The organism is Stenotrophomonas sp. YJH_SMC_130 (assembly GCF_059369035.1).
In genome coordinates this window covers 143063-157892 of sequence record NZ_JCAFSH010000006.1, presented here as the reverse complement: position 1 = coordinate 157892, position 14830 = coordinate 143063, and the positions used below count along the sequence as shown (strand labels likewise).

Annotated in this window: 11 protein-coding genes; 6 read left to right on the top strand and 5 right to left on the bottom strand. The window is 65.5% G+C overall.

The features are described 5' to 3' along the window. Positions 1-430 precede the first annotated feature (430 nt). The 6 genes from AC5P5V_RS10875 to lpdA all read left to right on the top strand — a co-directional run bounded on the left by AC5P5V_RS10875 (position 431) and on the right by lpdA (position 9705). Positions 431-1096: a T6SS immunity protein Tdi1 domain-containing protein gene (locus tag AC5P5V_RS10875; RefSeq protein WP_083297597.1), complete on the top strand. Its 666-nt coding sequence runs from the start codon at positions 431-433 to the stop codon at positions 1094-1096. Positions 1097-1625: 529 nt separating this feature from the next. After that, positions 1626-3041 carry a ribosomal protein uL16 3-hydroxylase gene (locus AC5P5V_RS10870; protein WP_134969463.1) on the top strand — a complete coding sequence of 472 codons (1416 nt, stop codon included), beginning with the start codon at positions 1626-1628 and terminating at the stop codon, positions 3039-3041. A gap of 9 nt (positions 3042-3050) precedes the next feature. After that, on the top strand, positions 3051-3947 hold the full coding sequence (locus tag AC5P5V_RS10865; RefSeq protein WP_231352198.1) for a GNAT family N-acetyltransferase: 897 nt from the start codon (positions 3051-3053) through the stop codon (positions 3945-3947). 186 nt (positions 3948-4133) lie between these two features. Then, complete coding sequence (locus AC5P5V_RS10860) at positions 4134-6965, top strand: 2-oxoglutarate dehydrogenase E1 component (protein ID WP_231352199.1); 2832 nt, start codon at positions 4134-4136, stop codon at positions 6963-6965. A gap of 40 nt (positions 6966-7005) precedes the next feature. After that, the gene (sucB, locus tag AC5P5V_RS10855; RefSeq protein ID WP_053499860.1) at positions 7006-8205 is read left to right on the top strand and encodes a dihydrolipoyllysine-residue succinyltransferase; all 1200 of its coding nucleotides are present in this window, start codon (positions 7006-7008) and stop codon (positions 8203-8205) included. A gap of 63 nt (positions 8206-8268) precedes the next feature. Further along, positions 8269-9705 (top strand): dihydrolipoyl dehydrogenase, encoded by a 1437-nt coding sequence (gene lpdA, locus AC5P5V_RS10850; protein ID WP_061477976.1) that lies wholly within the window; start codon positions 8269-8271, stop codon positions 9703-9705. Between the two features lie 161 nt (positions 9706-9866). On the opposite strand, the gene AC5P5V_RS10845 is transcribed toward lpdA, so the two are convergent. From AC5P5V_RS10845 to asnB, 5 genes are all read right to left on the bottom strand, one after another. Beyond that, positions 9867-10124, bottom strand: a complete 258-nt coding sequence (locus tag AC5P5V_RS10845; RefSeq protein WP_134969315.1) for a hypothetical protein — start codon at positions 10122-10124, stop codon at positions 9867-9869. After that, the gene (locus AC5P5V_RS10840; protein WP_005417525.1) at positions 10121-10333 is read right to left on the bottom strand and encodes a hypothetical protein; all 213 of its coding nucleotides are present in this window, start codon (positions 10331-10333) and stop codon (positions 10121-10123) included. The genes AC5P5V_RS10845 and AC5P5V_RS10840 overlap by 4 nt, the downstream gene beginning before the upstream one ends. Before the next feature lie 246 nt (positions 10334-10579). Next, entirely contained in the window at positions 10580-12010 is a 1431-nt protein-coding gene (locus tag AC5P5V_RS10835) for a replicative DNA helicase (RefSeq protein WP_005417526.1), read from the bottom strand. A gap of 246 nt (positions 12011-12256) precedes the next feature. Continuing rightward, positions 12257-12817 carry an NADPH-dependent FMN reductase gene (locus AC5P5V_RS10830; protein WP_134969316.1) on the bottom strand — a complete coding sequence of 187 codons (561 nt, stop codon included), beginning with the start codon at positions 12815-12817 and terminating at the stop codon, positions 12257-12259. 66 nt (positions 12818-12883) lie between these two features. Beyond that, on the bottom strand, positions 12884-14827 hold the full coding sequence (gene asnB / locus AC5P5V_RS10825; protein ID WP_231352200.1) for an asparagine synthase (glutamine-hydrolyzing): 1944 nt from the start codon (positions 14825-14827) through the stop codon (positions 12884-12886). Positions 14828-14830 lie beyond the last annotated feature (3 nt).

Genomic DNA, 14830 nt, shown 5'->3' with positions numbered 1-14830 from the left:
CTGCTTACATCCACGGCTTCTACAATCCAGCCCGGCTACACTCGGCGCTGGGCTACCACTCGCCTAACAACTACGCCCGGCAGCTCCGGGCTGCCGCCTGAAACGGCTTCATGGCGTCCGTTTTCAGGGGGCCAGATCAGACACCCCCGCGAACCCAACCCGCCCCACCTCTGACAGATTCCCGGTGACGGATCGAAGAGCATTGGGTTGTCGGGACGGAATTTGAAAGAGGGACGCGGCTTCGCCGCGTCCCTTTTGTCGTTTCTGGCTCCCATCCTCATTTCATGCCGCACACCGGGGCAAGGCAGGCCGGAGGGACCGTTTCTGAAAACGGGCCAACGTCGGTATTGCCTGATACGTTCGACCATCAACAAGTCCGGCAGATGACGTATTCGCGCCGCAGATTCGAAGGCCAAACTGCAGATCAGAAATGAGTAAACTAATTGACTACATCGTCAACGAGCATGGACACCCAAAGCTGTGTCGCTCGCTCACCCGCGACGAGTGGAATTCACTTCCAACATCCCTTCCTGATCAACTCCGCGAACTCTTCGCTAAGCTGGGCTTTTTCTTCACACTGCAAGGCCAGCTCCAGACATGCCACCCCAGGAGTTTCAAAGGCATTCTGGATGCAGTGTTCGACCGCGACGAGCAATTCAACAGTACGAATTGCCATGCGTTTTGCCATAGTGCGTTCGGCAATATTTTCTTCTATCACGAAGTCTTCGGCATCGGAGAGATAGAACTTATGCATGGCTCAGTGATGTGTGAGACATCTGCACGAGATACAGATGCCGGAATGCATCTTGAACATGCCATCGAGATCCCATTTATGCTCGACGCAGAGGATATCGATGCTTACGACAAAGATGACAGACGGCTATTCTCCAGAGCACGGAAGAAGCTTGGGCCCTTAGAGATCGGTGAATGCTATGGATTCCAGCCACTGCTTTCACTGGGTGGGGAGAACACCATCGAGAATCTGAAGAAGGTCGAGGCCATTGAGCATTTAGGGATCCTGTGCCAGACACAGGACTTCTCCTTATACGAGTATTCATCGTATGGAACCCGGGCGCTTGTCAGATCATTCAGTTGAAATCACACGGCGATCTTTAGATCGACAACTACAGATCTCCTCCCGGTCTTGATACTTCCTGGTAGTTTCTGCGACCTGTGTCTGATCCTGTAGCCCTAAGCCTACGCCGGGCTGCCTTTCGCAATGGTAACAGCAAGCCGAGCGTTGGCTCTGCTCTACATGAGCAAGCGCAGCGCGCGACCCGCTGTTGCCTTTGATCTTCTTCTTCCATTCCGTGGCGGGCCGCGCAGGAAACTGTCAGGGGCCGGGCGGGTGGGCTGTGCGGGGGCGTGAGCCGCATGGATGCGGCGATCGAGCTTACATGGACGTACTTGCAGCGTCCCCCGCGCGGCCCACCCGCCCGGCCAAGCCCATGAAGCCGGTCGACTAACAGTCGACCCTACCAAGATGTCGCCACGAGGGGCTCCGCCGTTGGCCGGACACCCCGCGACAAACCACCGCACGTGCGCAATCCCCACGAACGGCGGACAATGGACTCCTTGGCGGCCCGCCACGCCGCCCCTCCCGCTTTCCGCTGCAAGGATTCCCCATGGCCGCCCGCAAGTCCTCCGCCCCCCTCATCGAAGTCACCGCCCGCCCCGGCCAGCCGCTGGGCATGGCGCCGGCCACCTTCCTGCGCGACTTCTGGCAGAAACGCCCGCTGCTGATCCGCAACGCCTTCCCCAACTTCCAGACCCCGGTGCAGCCGGAAGACCTGGCCGGGCTGGCCTGCGAGGAAGGCGTGCTGGCGCGCCTGATCGAGCACGACAAGACCCGGGACGGCTGGCGCGTGCGCACCGGCCCGTTCCAGGAAGACGTGTTCCCCGCCCTGCCCGACCACGACTGGACCCTGCTGGTGCAGGACGTGGACAAGTGGGATCCGGACGTGCGCGCCCTGATCGAGCACTTCAGCTTCCTGCCGCGTTGGCGCATGGATGACGTGATGATCAGCTTCGCCGCCACCGGCGGCTCGGTCGGCGCCCATGTCGACCAGTACGACGTGTTCCTGCTGCAGGCCCACGGCCACCGCCGCTGGCAGATCGACGCCAGCGAATCGATCAAGGGCAGGCAGCCACCGCTGGGCTTCCGCCCGGACGTGGAACTGAAGCTGCTGAAGGTGTTCAAGCCCACCCACGACTGGGTGCTGGCGCCGGGCGACATGCTGTACCTGCCGCCGAACGTGCCGCACCACGGCGTCGCCGAAGACCCCTGCCTGACCTTCTCGTTCGGCATGCGCGCGCCGTCCTCGGCCGAACTGATCAGCGACTACCTGGACACCCTGATCGCCGATGCCGACGAGAACATCCGTTACCAGGATGCCGACCTCAAGGTGCCAGCCGACCCGAACGAAATCGACACGGTGGCGATGGCGCGGGTGATCACCGCGCTCAACGCCATCCGCATGAACGACCCGGACAAGCTGGGTGACTGGTTCGGTCGCTTCATCACCACCTACCGCGCCGCCGGCGAGGTGATGGCCCACCAGGCTGCACCGGCACCGGAGGAAGTGGTCCAGGCGCTGGCCTCCGGCCTGCTGCTGCAGCGCCACCCCTGGGCACGCCTGGCCTGGCGCCGGGCCAAACGCGGTGCCAGCCTGTACGTCAGCGGTCAGGACTTCGCGCTGCCGGTGAAGGACGCCCAGCGCCTGGCCGGTGCCGAGCAGCTCGACGCCGCCGCCTATCGCGGCCTGTCCGACAAGGGCCGTGCTGTGCTCCAGCAACTGCTGGTCAGTGGCGTGTTCCAGTTGATCGATCCGAACGAGGTGTATGACGCTGAAGACGAGGACGACGGCGAAGACGCCGTGGTGCTCGGCGAAGTGGTCGAAGGCCGTGACCGCGTCGACGCGATCGACGCCGATGCGGTGTCCGACGATGTCCACTCCGTGACCGTGCACGACGATGGCATCGAGGTCATCGTCAACTTCGAGGACGACGAGGAAGACGACAGCGACGCCGGCCGCGTCTGAGCCGCCGCCATGATCCGGGTCCAGCAGGTCAGCCACGCCGACGCCCACGTTGCCATCCACGACGTGCGCCAACGCGTGTTCGTGCAGGAACAGGGCATCGCCGCGGAACTGGAACGCGATGCGCTGGACCCGGTCAGCGTCCATGTGTTGGCACTGGACAGTGACAACCAGCCGGTCGGCACCGGTCGGCTGGCCCCGGACGGCCGCATCGGCCGCATGGCCGTGCTGGCCAGCCATCGCAGCCACGGGGTCGGTGAGGCCCTGCTGGAGGCACTGGTCGAGGCCGGGCGCAGGCTCGGCCTGGCCGAGCTGCACCTGCACGCCCAGCTGCCCGCCCGCGAATTCTATGCCCGCCAGGGCTTCCTGCCTGAAGGCGAGGTGTTCGAGGAGGCCGGCATCGGCCACCAGCAGATGCGCCGCCGGCTGGGCGCGGCCAGCGCGATCGACCGCCGCGCCGAGGCGGTGGCCATCACCACAGCCATCATCCACCGCGCCCGTCGCCAGCTGTGGCTGCACAGCCGCCAGCTGGACCCGGGGCTGCTCGACGCGCCCCCGGTACAGGCCGCCCTGCGCCGCTTCGTCACCGCCCGCCATGACAAGCAGCTGCGGGTGATCGTGCACGATGCCGCTGCGATCGCCTCTGCCGGGGCACCGCTGCTGGCGCTGGCCCAGCGCCTGCCAAGCGTGATCCAGTTCCGCGAGGTCAGCGATCCGGTCGACCGCGCGCTGGCCTCGGCCTGCCTGCTCAACGATGCGGGCGACTTCTACTTTCGTCTGATCGGCCATCGCCTCGACGGCGAGGCCGGCATCGCGCTGCCGGCACGTTCGCAGCCGTTCGAGCAGCAATTGCAGCGCGTCTGGGACCGTTCGCGCGATTGCAGCGAACTGCGCGCGCTCGGCATCTGAGCCGGCACCGCTGACCCAACCTGTCTGGAACCGGCACCAGCGGACGCGGGATACCTGTGGTGGTGCCCCTTCGTGTCCCGTTGGGGGTACAATTTGGCTGTTTGAACGCGCCCGCGCAGGGCTATTCATCTTCCTGCCGGGTCCTTCTGAAGCCATACCCCACAAAGCGAATCAACACCCTCCATCGTGGACAATCAACTGAAGCAGTTTGCGCAATCTTCGCAACTCGCCGGCGGCAACGCCTCCTATGTCGAGGACCTGTACGAGCAGTACCTGGTCTCCCCGGATAGTGTCGATCCCAAATGGAAAACCTACTTCGATGGCTTCAAGGGCCGTGAAGCAGGTGACATTCCGCACTCGGCCGTCATCTCCCACATCGCGGACGCGGCCAAGGATGCGCTGAAAGCTGGCACCGGCAGCGGTGCGGGCGACGAGCGCGAGCGCAATGTCGGTCGTCTGATCACCGCCTACCGCTCGCGCGGCCACCTGGACGCCCGCCTCGATCCGCTGGGCCTGGCCGCGCCGGTCAACACGCCGGACCTGGGCCTGCCGTTCCACAGCCTGTCCGATGCCGATCTCAACAGTGAGTTCAGCACCGGCGGCGTCGGCGGCCAGCCGCGCATGAAGCTGCGCGACCTGCTCGCACGCCTGAAGGCGACCTACACCGGCTCGATCGGCGCGGAGTTCATGCACATCTCCGAGGTCGAGCAGCGCCAGTGGATCTACAAGAAGCTGGAAGCGGCCGGTGGCAACTACCAGCTGGACGCTGACACCCAGCGCCGCACCCTGGAGCGCCTGACCGCGGCCGAAGGCCTGGAGCGCTACCTGCACACCAAGTACGTCGGCCAGAAGCGCTTCTCGCTGGAAGGCGGCGACTCGCTGATCCCGATGATGGACACCATCATCCGCAGCGCCGGCAAGGATGGCGTCAAGGACGTGGTGATCGGCATGGCCCACCGCGGCCGCCTGAACGTGCTGGTCAACACTCTGGGCAAAAATCCCCGCAAGCTGTTCGACGAATTCGAAGGCAAGTTCGAACACGACGAGCACGCTTCGGCCGGCGACGTGAAGTACCACATGGGCTTCTCCGCCGACGTGGCCACCGACGGTGGCCCGGTGCACCTGGCACTGGCGTTCAACCCGTCGCACCTGGAAATCGCCGACCCGGTCGTGGCCGGTTCCGTGCGTTCGCGCCAGGAGCGCCGCAAGGACACCGCACGCAAGCAGGTCATGCCGATCCTGATCCACGGCGACGCGGCCTTCTCCGGCCAGGGCGTGGTCATGGAGCTGTTCCAGATGTCGCAGGCCCGCGGCTTCGCCGTCGGCGGCACCGTGCACATCGTGGTCAACAACCAGGTCGGCTTCACCACTTCCAACCCGCTGGATACGCGCTCCACGCGCTATGCCACCGACGTGGCGAAGATGATCGCCGCCCCGGTGCTGCACGTGAACGGCGATGATCCGGAAGCCGTCGTGTTCGCCGCGCAGCTGGCCTTCGAGTTCCGCCAGAAGTTCGCCAAGGACGTGGTCATCGACCTGATGTGCTACCGCCGTTGGGGCCACAACGAGGCCGACGAGCCGGCGATCACCCAGCCGCTGATGTACCAGGTGATCCGCAAGCACCCGACCACCCGCGAGATGTATGCCGAGCAGCTGGAAAAGGCGGGCGTGATCGCCGCCGGTGCCGGCAAGGCCATGGTCGATGCCTACCGCGAGAAGCTGGACGCGGGTGAAGTGACCACCGAGCTGGCCAAGGTCGAGAAGACCCCGCCGAGCAGCCCGCTGTTCGTCGATTGGCCGAAGCTGCTGGAAGGCAAGCTGTCCGATCCGGTCTCGACCAAGGTCGAGAAGAACAAGCTGGTCGAGCTGGCCAAGCTGATCAACACCATCCCGGACGAAGTGCAGCTGCACTCGCGCGTGGCCAAGGTCTACGACGACCGCCGCAAGATGGCCGCCGGCGAGATTCCGGGCGACTGGGGCTTTGCCGAGAACCTGGCCTACGCCACCCTGCTCGACGAAGGCCATGCGCTGCGCCTGGTCGGCCAGGACGTCGGCCGCGGTACGTTCACGCACCGCCACGCGATCCTGCACGACCAGAAGACCGACAACTACTACATGCCGCTGCGGCAGCTGGTGGATTCGCCGGAGAAGGCCACCGTCATCGACTCGCTGCTGAGCGAAGAAGCGGTGATGGCCTACGAGTACGGTTTCTCCACCACCGATCCGAACACGCTGTGCATCTGGGAAGGCCAGTTCGGCGACTTCGCCAACGGTGCCCAGGTGGTGATCGACCAGTTCATCGCCGCCGGTGAAGCCAAGTGGGGCCGCATTTCCGGCCTGACCCTGCTGCTGCCGCATGGCTATGAAGGACAAGGCCCGGAACACAGCTCGGCGCGCCTGGAGCGCTTCCTGCAGCTGTGCGCCCTGGAGAACATGCTGGTTGTCGTGCCGTCGACCCCGGCGCAGGCCTTCCACATGCTGCGTCGCCAGCTGCACATGACCACCCGCAAGCCGCTGGTGGTGATGTCGCCGAAGTCGCTGCTGCGCCACAAGCTGGCCGTGTCGACCCTGGACGAACTGGCCAATGGCGAGTTCCAGCACCTGATCGGCGACGCCAATGCCGATGCCAAGAAGGTCAAGCGCGTGGTGCTGTGCTCGGGCAAGGTCTACTACGACCTGCTGGAAGACCAGACCAAGCGTGGCCAGGACGACGTGGCGATCATCCGCGTGGAGCAGCTGTATCCGTTCCCGCGTGCGCTGCTGGCTGCCGAGCTGAAGAAGTACGGCAAGGCCACCGACGTGGTGTGGACGCAGGAAGAACCGCAGAACCAGGGCGCGTGGTACCAGATCCGCCACCACCTGCAGTTCTGCCTGGCCGATGGCCAGAACCTGCACTACGCCGGTCGCGCACGTTCGGCGTCGCCGGCTGCCGGTCACATGGCTGACCACGTCCGCGAGCAGCAGCAGCTGATTGCCGACGCACTGGTCAACCCGTTCAACGACACGTTCGCTGAATAATCCTCCCCCTATTTAGAAGACAAACCAGGAAGCTCCCGCAATGGCCACCGAAGTCAAAGCCCCGGTACTGCCCGAATCCGTCGCCGACGGCACCATCGCCACCTGGCACAAGAAGGTGGGCGACGCCGTCAAGCGCGACGAAAACCTGCTTGACCTGGAAACCGACAAGGTCGTGCTGGAAGTGCCGTCGCCGGTTGACGGCGTGCTGAAGGAAATCAAGTTCAAGGAAGGCGATACCGTGACCTCCAGCCAGGTCGTGGCGATCATCGAAGAAGGCGCCGTGGCTGCGGCTCCGGCTCCGGCCGCTGAAGAGAAGAAGGCTGAAGCCGCACCGGCCGCCGCTGCTCCGGCCGCTGCCGCCGCTCCGGCTCCGGCTGCCAAGTCGGCCGCCGACACCCTGCCGCCGGGCGCCCGCTTCACCGCCATCACCGAAGGCGTGAACCCGGCCGACGTCGACGGCACCGGCCGTCGTGGTGCAGTGACCAAGGAAGACATCGTCAACTTCGCCCGCAACGGCGGCGCCGGCAAGGCCGGTGGCGCACGTCCGGAAGAACGCGTGCCGATGACCCGCATCCGCAAGCGCATCGCCGAGCGCCTGATGGAGTCGAAGAACTCCACCGCCATGCTGACCACCTTCAACGAAGTCGACCTGTCCAAGGTGTCGGCGGCGCGCAAGGAGCTGCAGGACGAGTTCGTCAAGGCCCACGGCATCAAGCTGGGCTTCATGAGCTTCTTCGTGAAGGCCGCTGCCAACGCGCTGCAGCGCTTCCCGCTGGTCAACGCCTCGATCGACGGCGACGACATCATCTACCACGGCTACTCGGACATCTCGATCGCCGTGTCGACCGAGAAGGGCCTGGTCACGCCGGTCCTGCGCAACGTCGAGCGCATGTCGTTCGCCGACATCGAGAAGACCATCGCCGACTACGCCAAGAAGGCACGTGACGGCAAGCTGGGCCTGGAAGAACTGCAGGGCGGCACCTTCACCGTGACCAACGGCGGCACCTTCGGTTCGCTGCTGTCGACCCCGATCATCAACCCGCCGCAGAGCGCCATCCTGGGCATGCACGCCATCAAGGAGCGTCCGATCGCCCAGAACGGCCAGGTCGTGATCGCGCCGATGATGTACCTGGCGCTGTCCTACGACCACCGCATCATCGACGGCAAGGACTCGGTGCAGTTCCTGGTGGACATCAAGAACCAGCTGGAAAACCCGGGCCGCATGCTGTTCGGCCTGTAAGAAACCTCCCGCCCCTCCGCGCCTGCGCGGAGGGGTTCTGGTAATGCATCAAGGAATAATTCAATGGCTGAACAATTCGACGTCGTCGTCATCGGTGCCGGCCCGGCCGGTTACCACGCTGCCATCCGCGCGGCCCAGCTGGGCCTGAAGACCGCCTGCATCGACGCAGCGCTGGGCAAGGACGGCAAGCCGGCCCTCGGCGGCACCTGCCTGCGCGTGGGCTGCATCCCGTCCAAGGCGCTGCTGGATTCCTCGCGCCAGTTCTGGAACATGGGCCACATCTTTGGCGACCACGGCATCAGCTTCAAGGATGCCAAGATCGACGTCGAGGCGATGATTGGCCGCAAGGACAAGATCGTCAAGCAGTTCACCGGCGGCATCGGCATGCTGTTCAAGGCCAACAAGGTCGCCGCCTATTACGGCTTCGGCCAGCTGCAGCCAGGCAACGTGGTCAAGGTGAAGCAGCACGACGGTTCGGAAGTCGAGCTGAAGGGCACCAACGTCATCATCGCGGCCGGTTCGGATTCGATCGAGCTGCCGTTCGCCAAGTTCGACGGCGAGACCATCGTCGACAACGTCGGCGGCCTGGACTTCACCGAAGTGCCGAACCGCCTGGCGGTGATCGGCGCCGGCGTGATCGGCCTGGAACTGGGTAGCGTGTGGAAGCGCCTGGGCGCTGAAGTGACCATCCTGGAAGCCATGCCGGAGTTCCTGGCGGCTGCCGACGCTGAAGTGGCCAAGGCCGCTGCCAAGGAATTCAAGAAGCAGGGCCTGGACATCAAGCTCAACGCCAAGGTTTCCAAGACCGAGATCACCGGCAAGGGCAAGAAGAAGGAAGTCATCGTCACCTACACCGACGCGGAAGGCGAAAAGACCCTGACCGTGGACAAGCTGCTGGTGGCCGTCGGCCGTCGCGCCGCCACCAAGGGCCTGCTGGCCGAAGGCACCGGCGTGAAGATCAACGAGCGTGGTCAGATCGAAGTCGATGCGCACTGCCACACCGGCGTCAACGGCGTGTGGGCGGTCGGCGACTGCGTGCGCGGCCCGATGCTGGCGCACAAGGGCTTCGAGGAAGGCATCGCGGTGGCTGAGCTGATCGCCGGCCTGCCGGGCCACGTCAACTTCGACACCATCCCGTGGGTCATCTACACCGAGCCGGAACTGGCCTGGGTCGGCAAGACCGAAGCCCAGCTGAAGGCCGAAGGCATTCCGTACAAGGCCGGCAGCTTCCCGTTCGCCGCCAACGGCCGTGCAGTGGCGATGATCGAGCCGGCCGGCTTCGTGAAGATCCTGGCCCATGCCGAAACCGATCGCATCCTCGGCATGCACCTGGTTGGCGCCAACGTCTCCGAACTGGTGCACGAAGGCGTGCTGACCATGGAGTTCAGCGGCTCGGCCGATGACCTGGCCCGCATCTGCCACGCCCACCCGTCGCTCTCGGAAGTGATCCACGACGCCGCGATGGCGGTCAGCAAGCGCGCCATCCACAAAGCGAACTGATCTGCATCATGGTAGGTGCCGACCGTTGGTCGGCACTCACCTGCAGAAGAAAAACCCCGCCTCGGCGGGGTTTTTTGTTGGCTGCCCTGGTGTAGAGCCGAGCCCACGCTCGGCTGCGCATTTGGTGGTCCGTGAAAGCCTAGCCGAGCATGGGCTCGGCGCTACGCCTTTCCAGCCGGCTTCTTCGGTGGATCCTCACAGACCCGATGCTGCACCACCGTCTCGCCGACCTTCCATTCCTTGGTGACCCGGCAGCGCTCCCTGGCCTCGGGTACCGCCAGAGGCTTCGCCCCCGCAGCATTCGCTTCGTCGGCACCGGCTGCCTGCTGGCGCTCCAGCCACACCGAAGGCGGTGCTGGAGGTGCGGCCAGTACCGGGCCGGCCAACAGGGCCAGACCGACCAGCACCACCGCCCTCATGCGGGCACCGCCCGGCCACCGAGCATGCGCGCCGGCAGCATGAACAGCGCGCGCAGGAACGCGAACAGCGCCGAGAAGGTGATGCCGACCAGTCGGAACGGCAGGCTCAGCAGCCACACGAACGGCCAGGCGATCAGGGCGAGGATCGCCAGCGGCCAGCACAGTACGAACAGCAGGCACCACACGCCGAGCGCGAACAGGGTCTTCATCACGGTCTCCTTGGGGCGGCACCCTGCCGCCTGCGAACACCTTGGCGCCCTGCCCTGGCGCCGGCAAACGGTTTGCGACGAAACCGGGCTGGGGGCGATGAAACCGATCCAGCGCAGTGCAACGCCACGCCCACGCCCGGCTGCGCTTCGTGGCAACCGCATGGAACCCGCGCTGACAGTGGCTCCTGCCGGTGCCTTGGCTCTCAGCGCCCGGTGGCGGTTGCCGGCCAGCGGCCGGCGTGACCGTTATTCGAACGAACCGACCGAATCGTGGGCCAGGTTGTCGAAGCGGGTGTACTCACCGAAGAACTTCAGCTTGCACGAGCCAGTCGGGCCACCACGGTGCTTGCCGATGATGATTTCGGCCAGGCCCTTGTCCGGCGAGTTTTCCTTGTTGTAGTAGTCGTCGCGGTAGATGAACACGATCATGTCCGCGTCCTGCTCGATTGCGCCCGATTCGCGAAGGTCGGCCATCACCGGGCGCTTGTCGGTACGCGTTTCCAGCGAGCGGTTGAGCTGGGAAAGCGCGATCACCGGCACGTTCAGTTCCTTGGCCAGTCCCTTCAGCGAACGCGAGATTTCCGAGATTTCGGTCGCGCGGTTCTCGCTGTTGCCCGGCACGCTCATCAGCTGCAGGTAGTCGATCACCACCAGGCCCAGGTCATGCTCGCGCTTGAGGCGGCGGCACTTGGAACGCAGCACTTCCGGCGACACGCCCGGCGTATCGTCGATGAAGATCTTGGTTTCCTTCAGCATCTTGATCGCGCTGGTGACGCGGCTCCAGTCCTCGTCTTCCAGCTGGCCGGTACGCAGGCGCTGCGCGTTGATGCGGCCGTTGGAGGAAATCAGGCGCATCGCCAGCTGCGATGCCGACATTTCCATCGAGAACACCGCCACGCCCTTCTTCGACTTGATGGCCGCGTACTCGGCGATGTTCAGCGCGAAGGTGGTCTTGCCCATTGCCGGGCGCGCCGCGAGGATGATCAGGTCGGTCGGCTGCAGGCCAGCGGTCATCGCATCGAAATCGTTGTAACCGGTCGGCAGGCCGGTGATGTTGCCGCCGTTCTCGAAGCGGTTGCGCAGCTCCTCGAAGGCATCCTTCAGTGCACCGGGCATGGCCACGAAATCGGTACGGCCACGCGCACCCTGTTCGGCGATTGCAAACACGCTCTTTTCCGCCGAGGCCAGCAGCTCGCTGCTGTCACGCCCCTCCGGCTGGAAACCGTCGTTGACGATGTCGGTGCCGACCTGGATCAGCTGCCGCAGCACCGCCTTGTCGCGCACGATCTCGGCGTAGGCCACGATGTTGGCAGCTGACGGCGTGGTACTGGCCAGTTCGATCAGGTAGGCGCCGTCCCCCACCAGTTCCATCTTGCCCTGCGATTCAAACCACTCGCCCAGCGTTACCGCATCGAACGGCCGTTCGCGCTCGGACAGCTCGCGGATCGCACGATAGATCATCTGGTGATCGCGACGATAGAAGTCGCTTTCGGTCAGCTGGTCGTTGACACGGTCATACGCCTCGGGCGCCAGCATCAGGCCACCCAGCACCGCCTGCTCGGCTTCCACCGAATGGGGCGGTACCCGCAACTGGTCGATGCGCGACTCGTCGCGATCGCGATCGAAGCCATCACCGCGCTCTCTGCGGTTGGAACGGAAGCCGGGACGAGCGGACATGCTGCGGTGTTTCCTGCAAAAGTGGACCAGATGAGTGTAGGCATGTGCCGACCCCGGCAGCCATGGACAAACCTGTGGATAAGCCGTGGGAAAACGGGGGATATCCGCCGGTACCTGGCCAGACTGGCGTGAGAGCGTCGCACTGCCTGCGACGGACGCCGTTGCGGCGCCCGAGCGGGACATTATCGCAGATCAACGCTCGGGGTCGGATCCCCTTCGACGCAGGGGACTCTGACCCCGCAGGCGTCAATCGCCCTTGACGTGCACTGCGATCAACGCCAGGAACCGGTCCACGTAACCCTGCAGGAACTTCTGCGTGCCTTCGTTGTGGATCGTGCCGTCGGCATCGATCAGGCCGTCCTTGAAGTGGATGAATGCCTCGGGCTGGCCCAGCACATGCATGTCCAGGAAGGCCAGGCAGTTGCGCAGGTGCTGCTGGGCCACGGCGGTACCGATCTGGCCGATGGAGGCGCCGATCACCGCCGCCGGCTTGCCGGCAAACGCACTGTCACCGTACGGGCGCGATCCGATATCGATGGCGTTCTTGAGCACGCCAGGCACCGACCGGTTGTACTCGGGTGTCACGAACAGCACCGCGTCGGCGGCGCGCACCTGGTCCTTCAGCCGGGTGCCCTGCGGCGGATAATCGGCGTCGAAATCCTGGTCGTACAACGGCAGATCGCCGATCTGCACGTACTGGAAGCGCGCGCGATCACCGGCGAGCTTCTCCAGCGCATGGGCCAGCTTGCGGTTGCAGGAATCCCTGCGCAGGCTGCCAACGAACACGGCGATGGTGGGGACGGACATCGGGACATACTCCTCACGGTGCGGGAGGCCCAGCCTAGTCGCCAGGCCCGTGCCATCCGGTGAAGATCAGCCGCCGGTCACGCCGGTCCGCGCCTGCCGCCAATGCGCCTGCCAGGCCTGGAACATCAGCACGTTCCACAGGTGGGTATGCCACTTGCGCTGCCCCCCCAGGAACTGCTGCCACAGCGGCTGCACCGCCGCCGCCGACAGCACGCCCTCACGCTCCAGCCGCGCCGGCTGCAGCAAGTCCTCTGCCCAGGGTCGCAGGTCGCCCTTCAACCAGTCACTGACCGGTGCGCCGAAGCCGCGCTTGGGACGGTGCACCATTGAATGCGGCACGTAACGGCCCAGCACGCGCTTGAGCAGCACCTTGCTGGTCGTCTCACTGCGCTTGAAGCCCAGCGGCAGCGACCAGGCGAACTCGGCCACGCGCCAGTCCAGCAATGGCGCGCGCGCCTCCAGGCTGACCGCCATCGAGGTCCGGTCGACCTTGCACAACAGGTCATCGGGCAGGTAGGTCACGAAATCGGCCAGCATCATCGCGTCGGCCGGTGTCCCCGCGCCGTGCAGCGGATCGGCCAGGTCGTAGAAGCTGCCGGCGGCCTGCGCGCCGGGCACCGCCGCGGCAGGATCGCGCCAGCGCGAGATGCGGTTGCGGTAGACGTCGCCGATGCCACGTGCGCCGGTCTCGGCCAGCAGCGCCGCCAGGCCACCGGTCCGCGAGGCCTCGCCCTGCTGCTGCGAGCGTGCGCCCATCCAGCGCCGCAGCGGCCCCGGCACGCGTTCGAGCATCTGCCAGTTGCGCAGCGCGCGTACATACCGGGTGTAGCCGAAGAACAGCTCGTCGCCACCGTCGCCGGACAGCGCGACGGTCACGCCCTGCCGCGCCAGCCGTGCGACCAGCGCGGTCGGCACCTGCGACGCATCGGCAAAAGGCTCATCGAACATCGCCGGCAACTGCGGCACCACGGCCAGCGCGTCGGCGCCACTGACGTACAACTCGGTGTGATCACAGCCGAGGTGAGCCGCCAGCTCCCTGGCCAGCGGTGCTTCGTCATGTCCCGAGTCGGTGAAGCCGATACTGAAACTATGCACCGGCTGTCCGCTCTGCGCCTGCATCAGCGCCGCCACCAGCGATGAGTCCGTGCCGCCGGACAGGAATACGCCGACCGGCACGTCGGCCACCATGCGCAGCGCCACCGCATCACGCAGCAGCGTGTCCAGCTGTTCCTCGGCCTCTTCGATGCGGCCCTGGAACGGGGCGGCCAACGCCGCCTGCATGCGTGCGCGCGCATCCCAGTACGGGCGCTGTGCCTGCTCCGGGCGGTGTGCCGCGGCGCCTGCGGCCACAGCCGCTGCATCCAGCCGCAGCACCCGGCCCGGCATCAGCTTGTAGCAGCGCTGGTGGATGCTGTGCGGCGCCGGGATGTAATCCAGCCGCAGCAGCAAGGTGAGCGCATCGCGGTCGATGTCGTTGTCGAACGCCGGGTGTTGCCAGAGCGCCTTCAGTTCCGAACCGAACACCAGCGTGTCGCCGGCCCAGCCGTAGTACAGCGGCTTCTTGCCGACGCGGTCGCGGGCCAGCCACAGGCAACGATCCTGGCGGTCCCACAGCGCGATGGCGAACATGCCGTTGCAGCGCTGCAGGGTATCTTCCACGCCCCACTGCAGGATCGCCGCCAGCAGTACTTCGGTGTCGGAATGGCCGCGGAAGGTGTGCCCCAGCGGCTCCAGCTGTTCACGCAGAGCCGCGAAATTGTAGACCTCGCCGTTGTAGGCCATCACGTAGCGGCCGTCCGCCGAGGCCATCGGCTGGTGGCCCAGCGGGGACAGATCAAGGATGCTCAGGCGCCGATGCGCCAGCGCGATGCCCGCCTCGGCATCGACCCAGCTGCCGCCATCATCCGGCCCGCGATGGTGCAGCGCCTGGCCCATGGCCAGCGCCTGCGCCTGCAGCGCCTCGGCCGACGCCAGCGGCGCCGGCAACAACATTCCCGCCAATCCACACATGCA

Bases quoted from the DNA above. Each gene is read 5' to 3' on its own strand.
- AC5P5V_RS10870 (WP_134969463.1), top strand. From the start codon at position 1,626: ATGGCCGCCCGCAAGTCCTCCGCCCCCCTCATCGAAGTCACCGCCCGC.
- AC5P5V_RS10875 (WP_083297597.1), top strand. From the start codon at position 431: ATGAGTAAACTAATTGACTACATCGTCAACGAGCATGGACACCCAAAG.
- AC5P5V_RS10865 (WP_231352198.1), top strand. From the start codon at position 3,051: ATGATCCGGGTCCAGCAGGTCAGCCACGCCGACGCCCACGTTGCCATC.
- AC5P5V_RS10845 (WP_134969315.1), bottom strand. From the start codon at position 10,124: ATGAGGGCGGTGGTGCTGGTCGGTCTGGCCCTGTTGGCCGGCCCGGTA.
- asnB (WP_231352200.1), bottom strand. From the start codon at position 14,827: ATGTGTGGATTGGCGGGAATGTTGTTGCCGGCGCCGCTGGCGTCGGCC.
- sucB (WP_053499860.1), top strand. From the start codon at position 7,006: ATGGCCACCGAAGTCAAAGCCCCGGTACTGCCCGAATCCGTCGCCGAC.
- AC5P5V_RS10835 (WP_005417526.1), bottom strand. From the start codon at position 12,010: ATGTCCGCTCGTCCCGGCTTCCGTTCCAACCGCAGAGAGCGCGGTGAT.
- lpdA (WP_061477976.1), top strand. From the start codon at position 8,269: ATGGCTGAACAATTCGACGTCGTCGTCATCGGTGCCGGCCCGGCCGGT.
- AC5P5V_RS10840 (WP_005417525.1), bottom strand. From the start codon at position 10,333: ATGAAGACCCTGTTCGCGCTCGGCGTGTGGTGCCTGCTGTTCGTACTG.
- AC5P5V_RS10830 (WP_134969316.1), bottom strand. From the start codon at position 12,817: ATGTCCGTCCCCACCATCGCCGTGTTCGTTGGCAGCCTGCGCAGGGAT.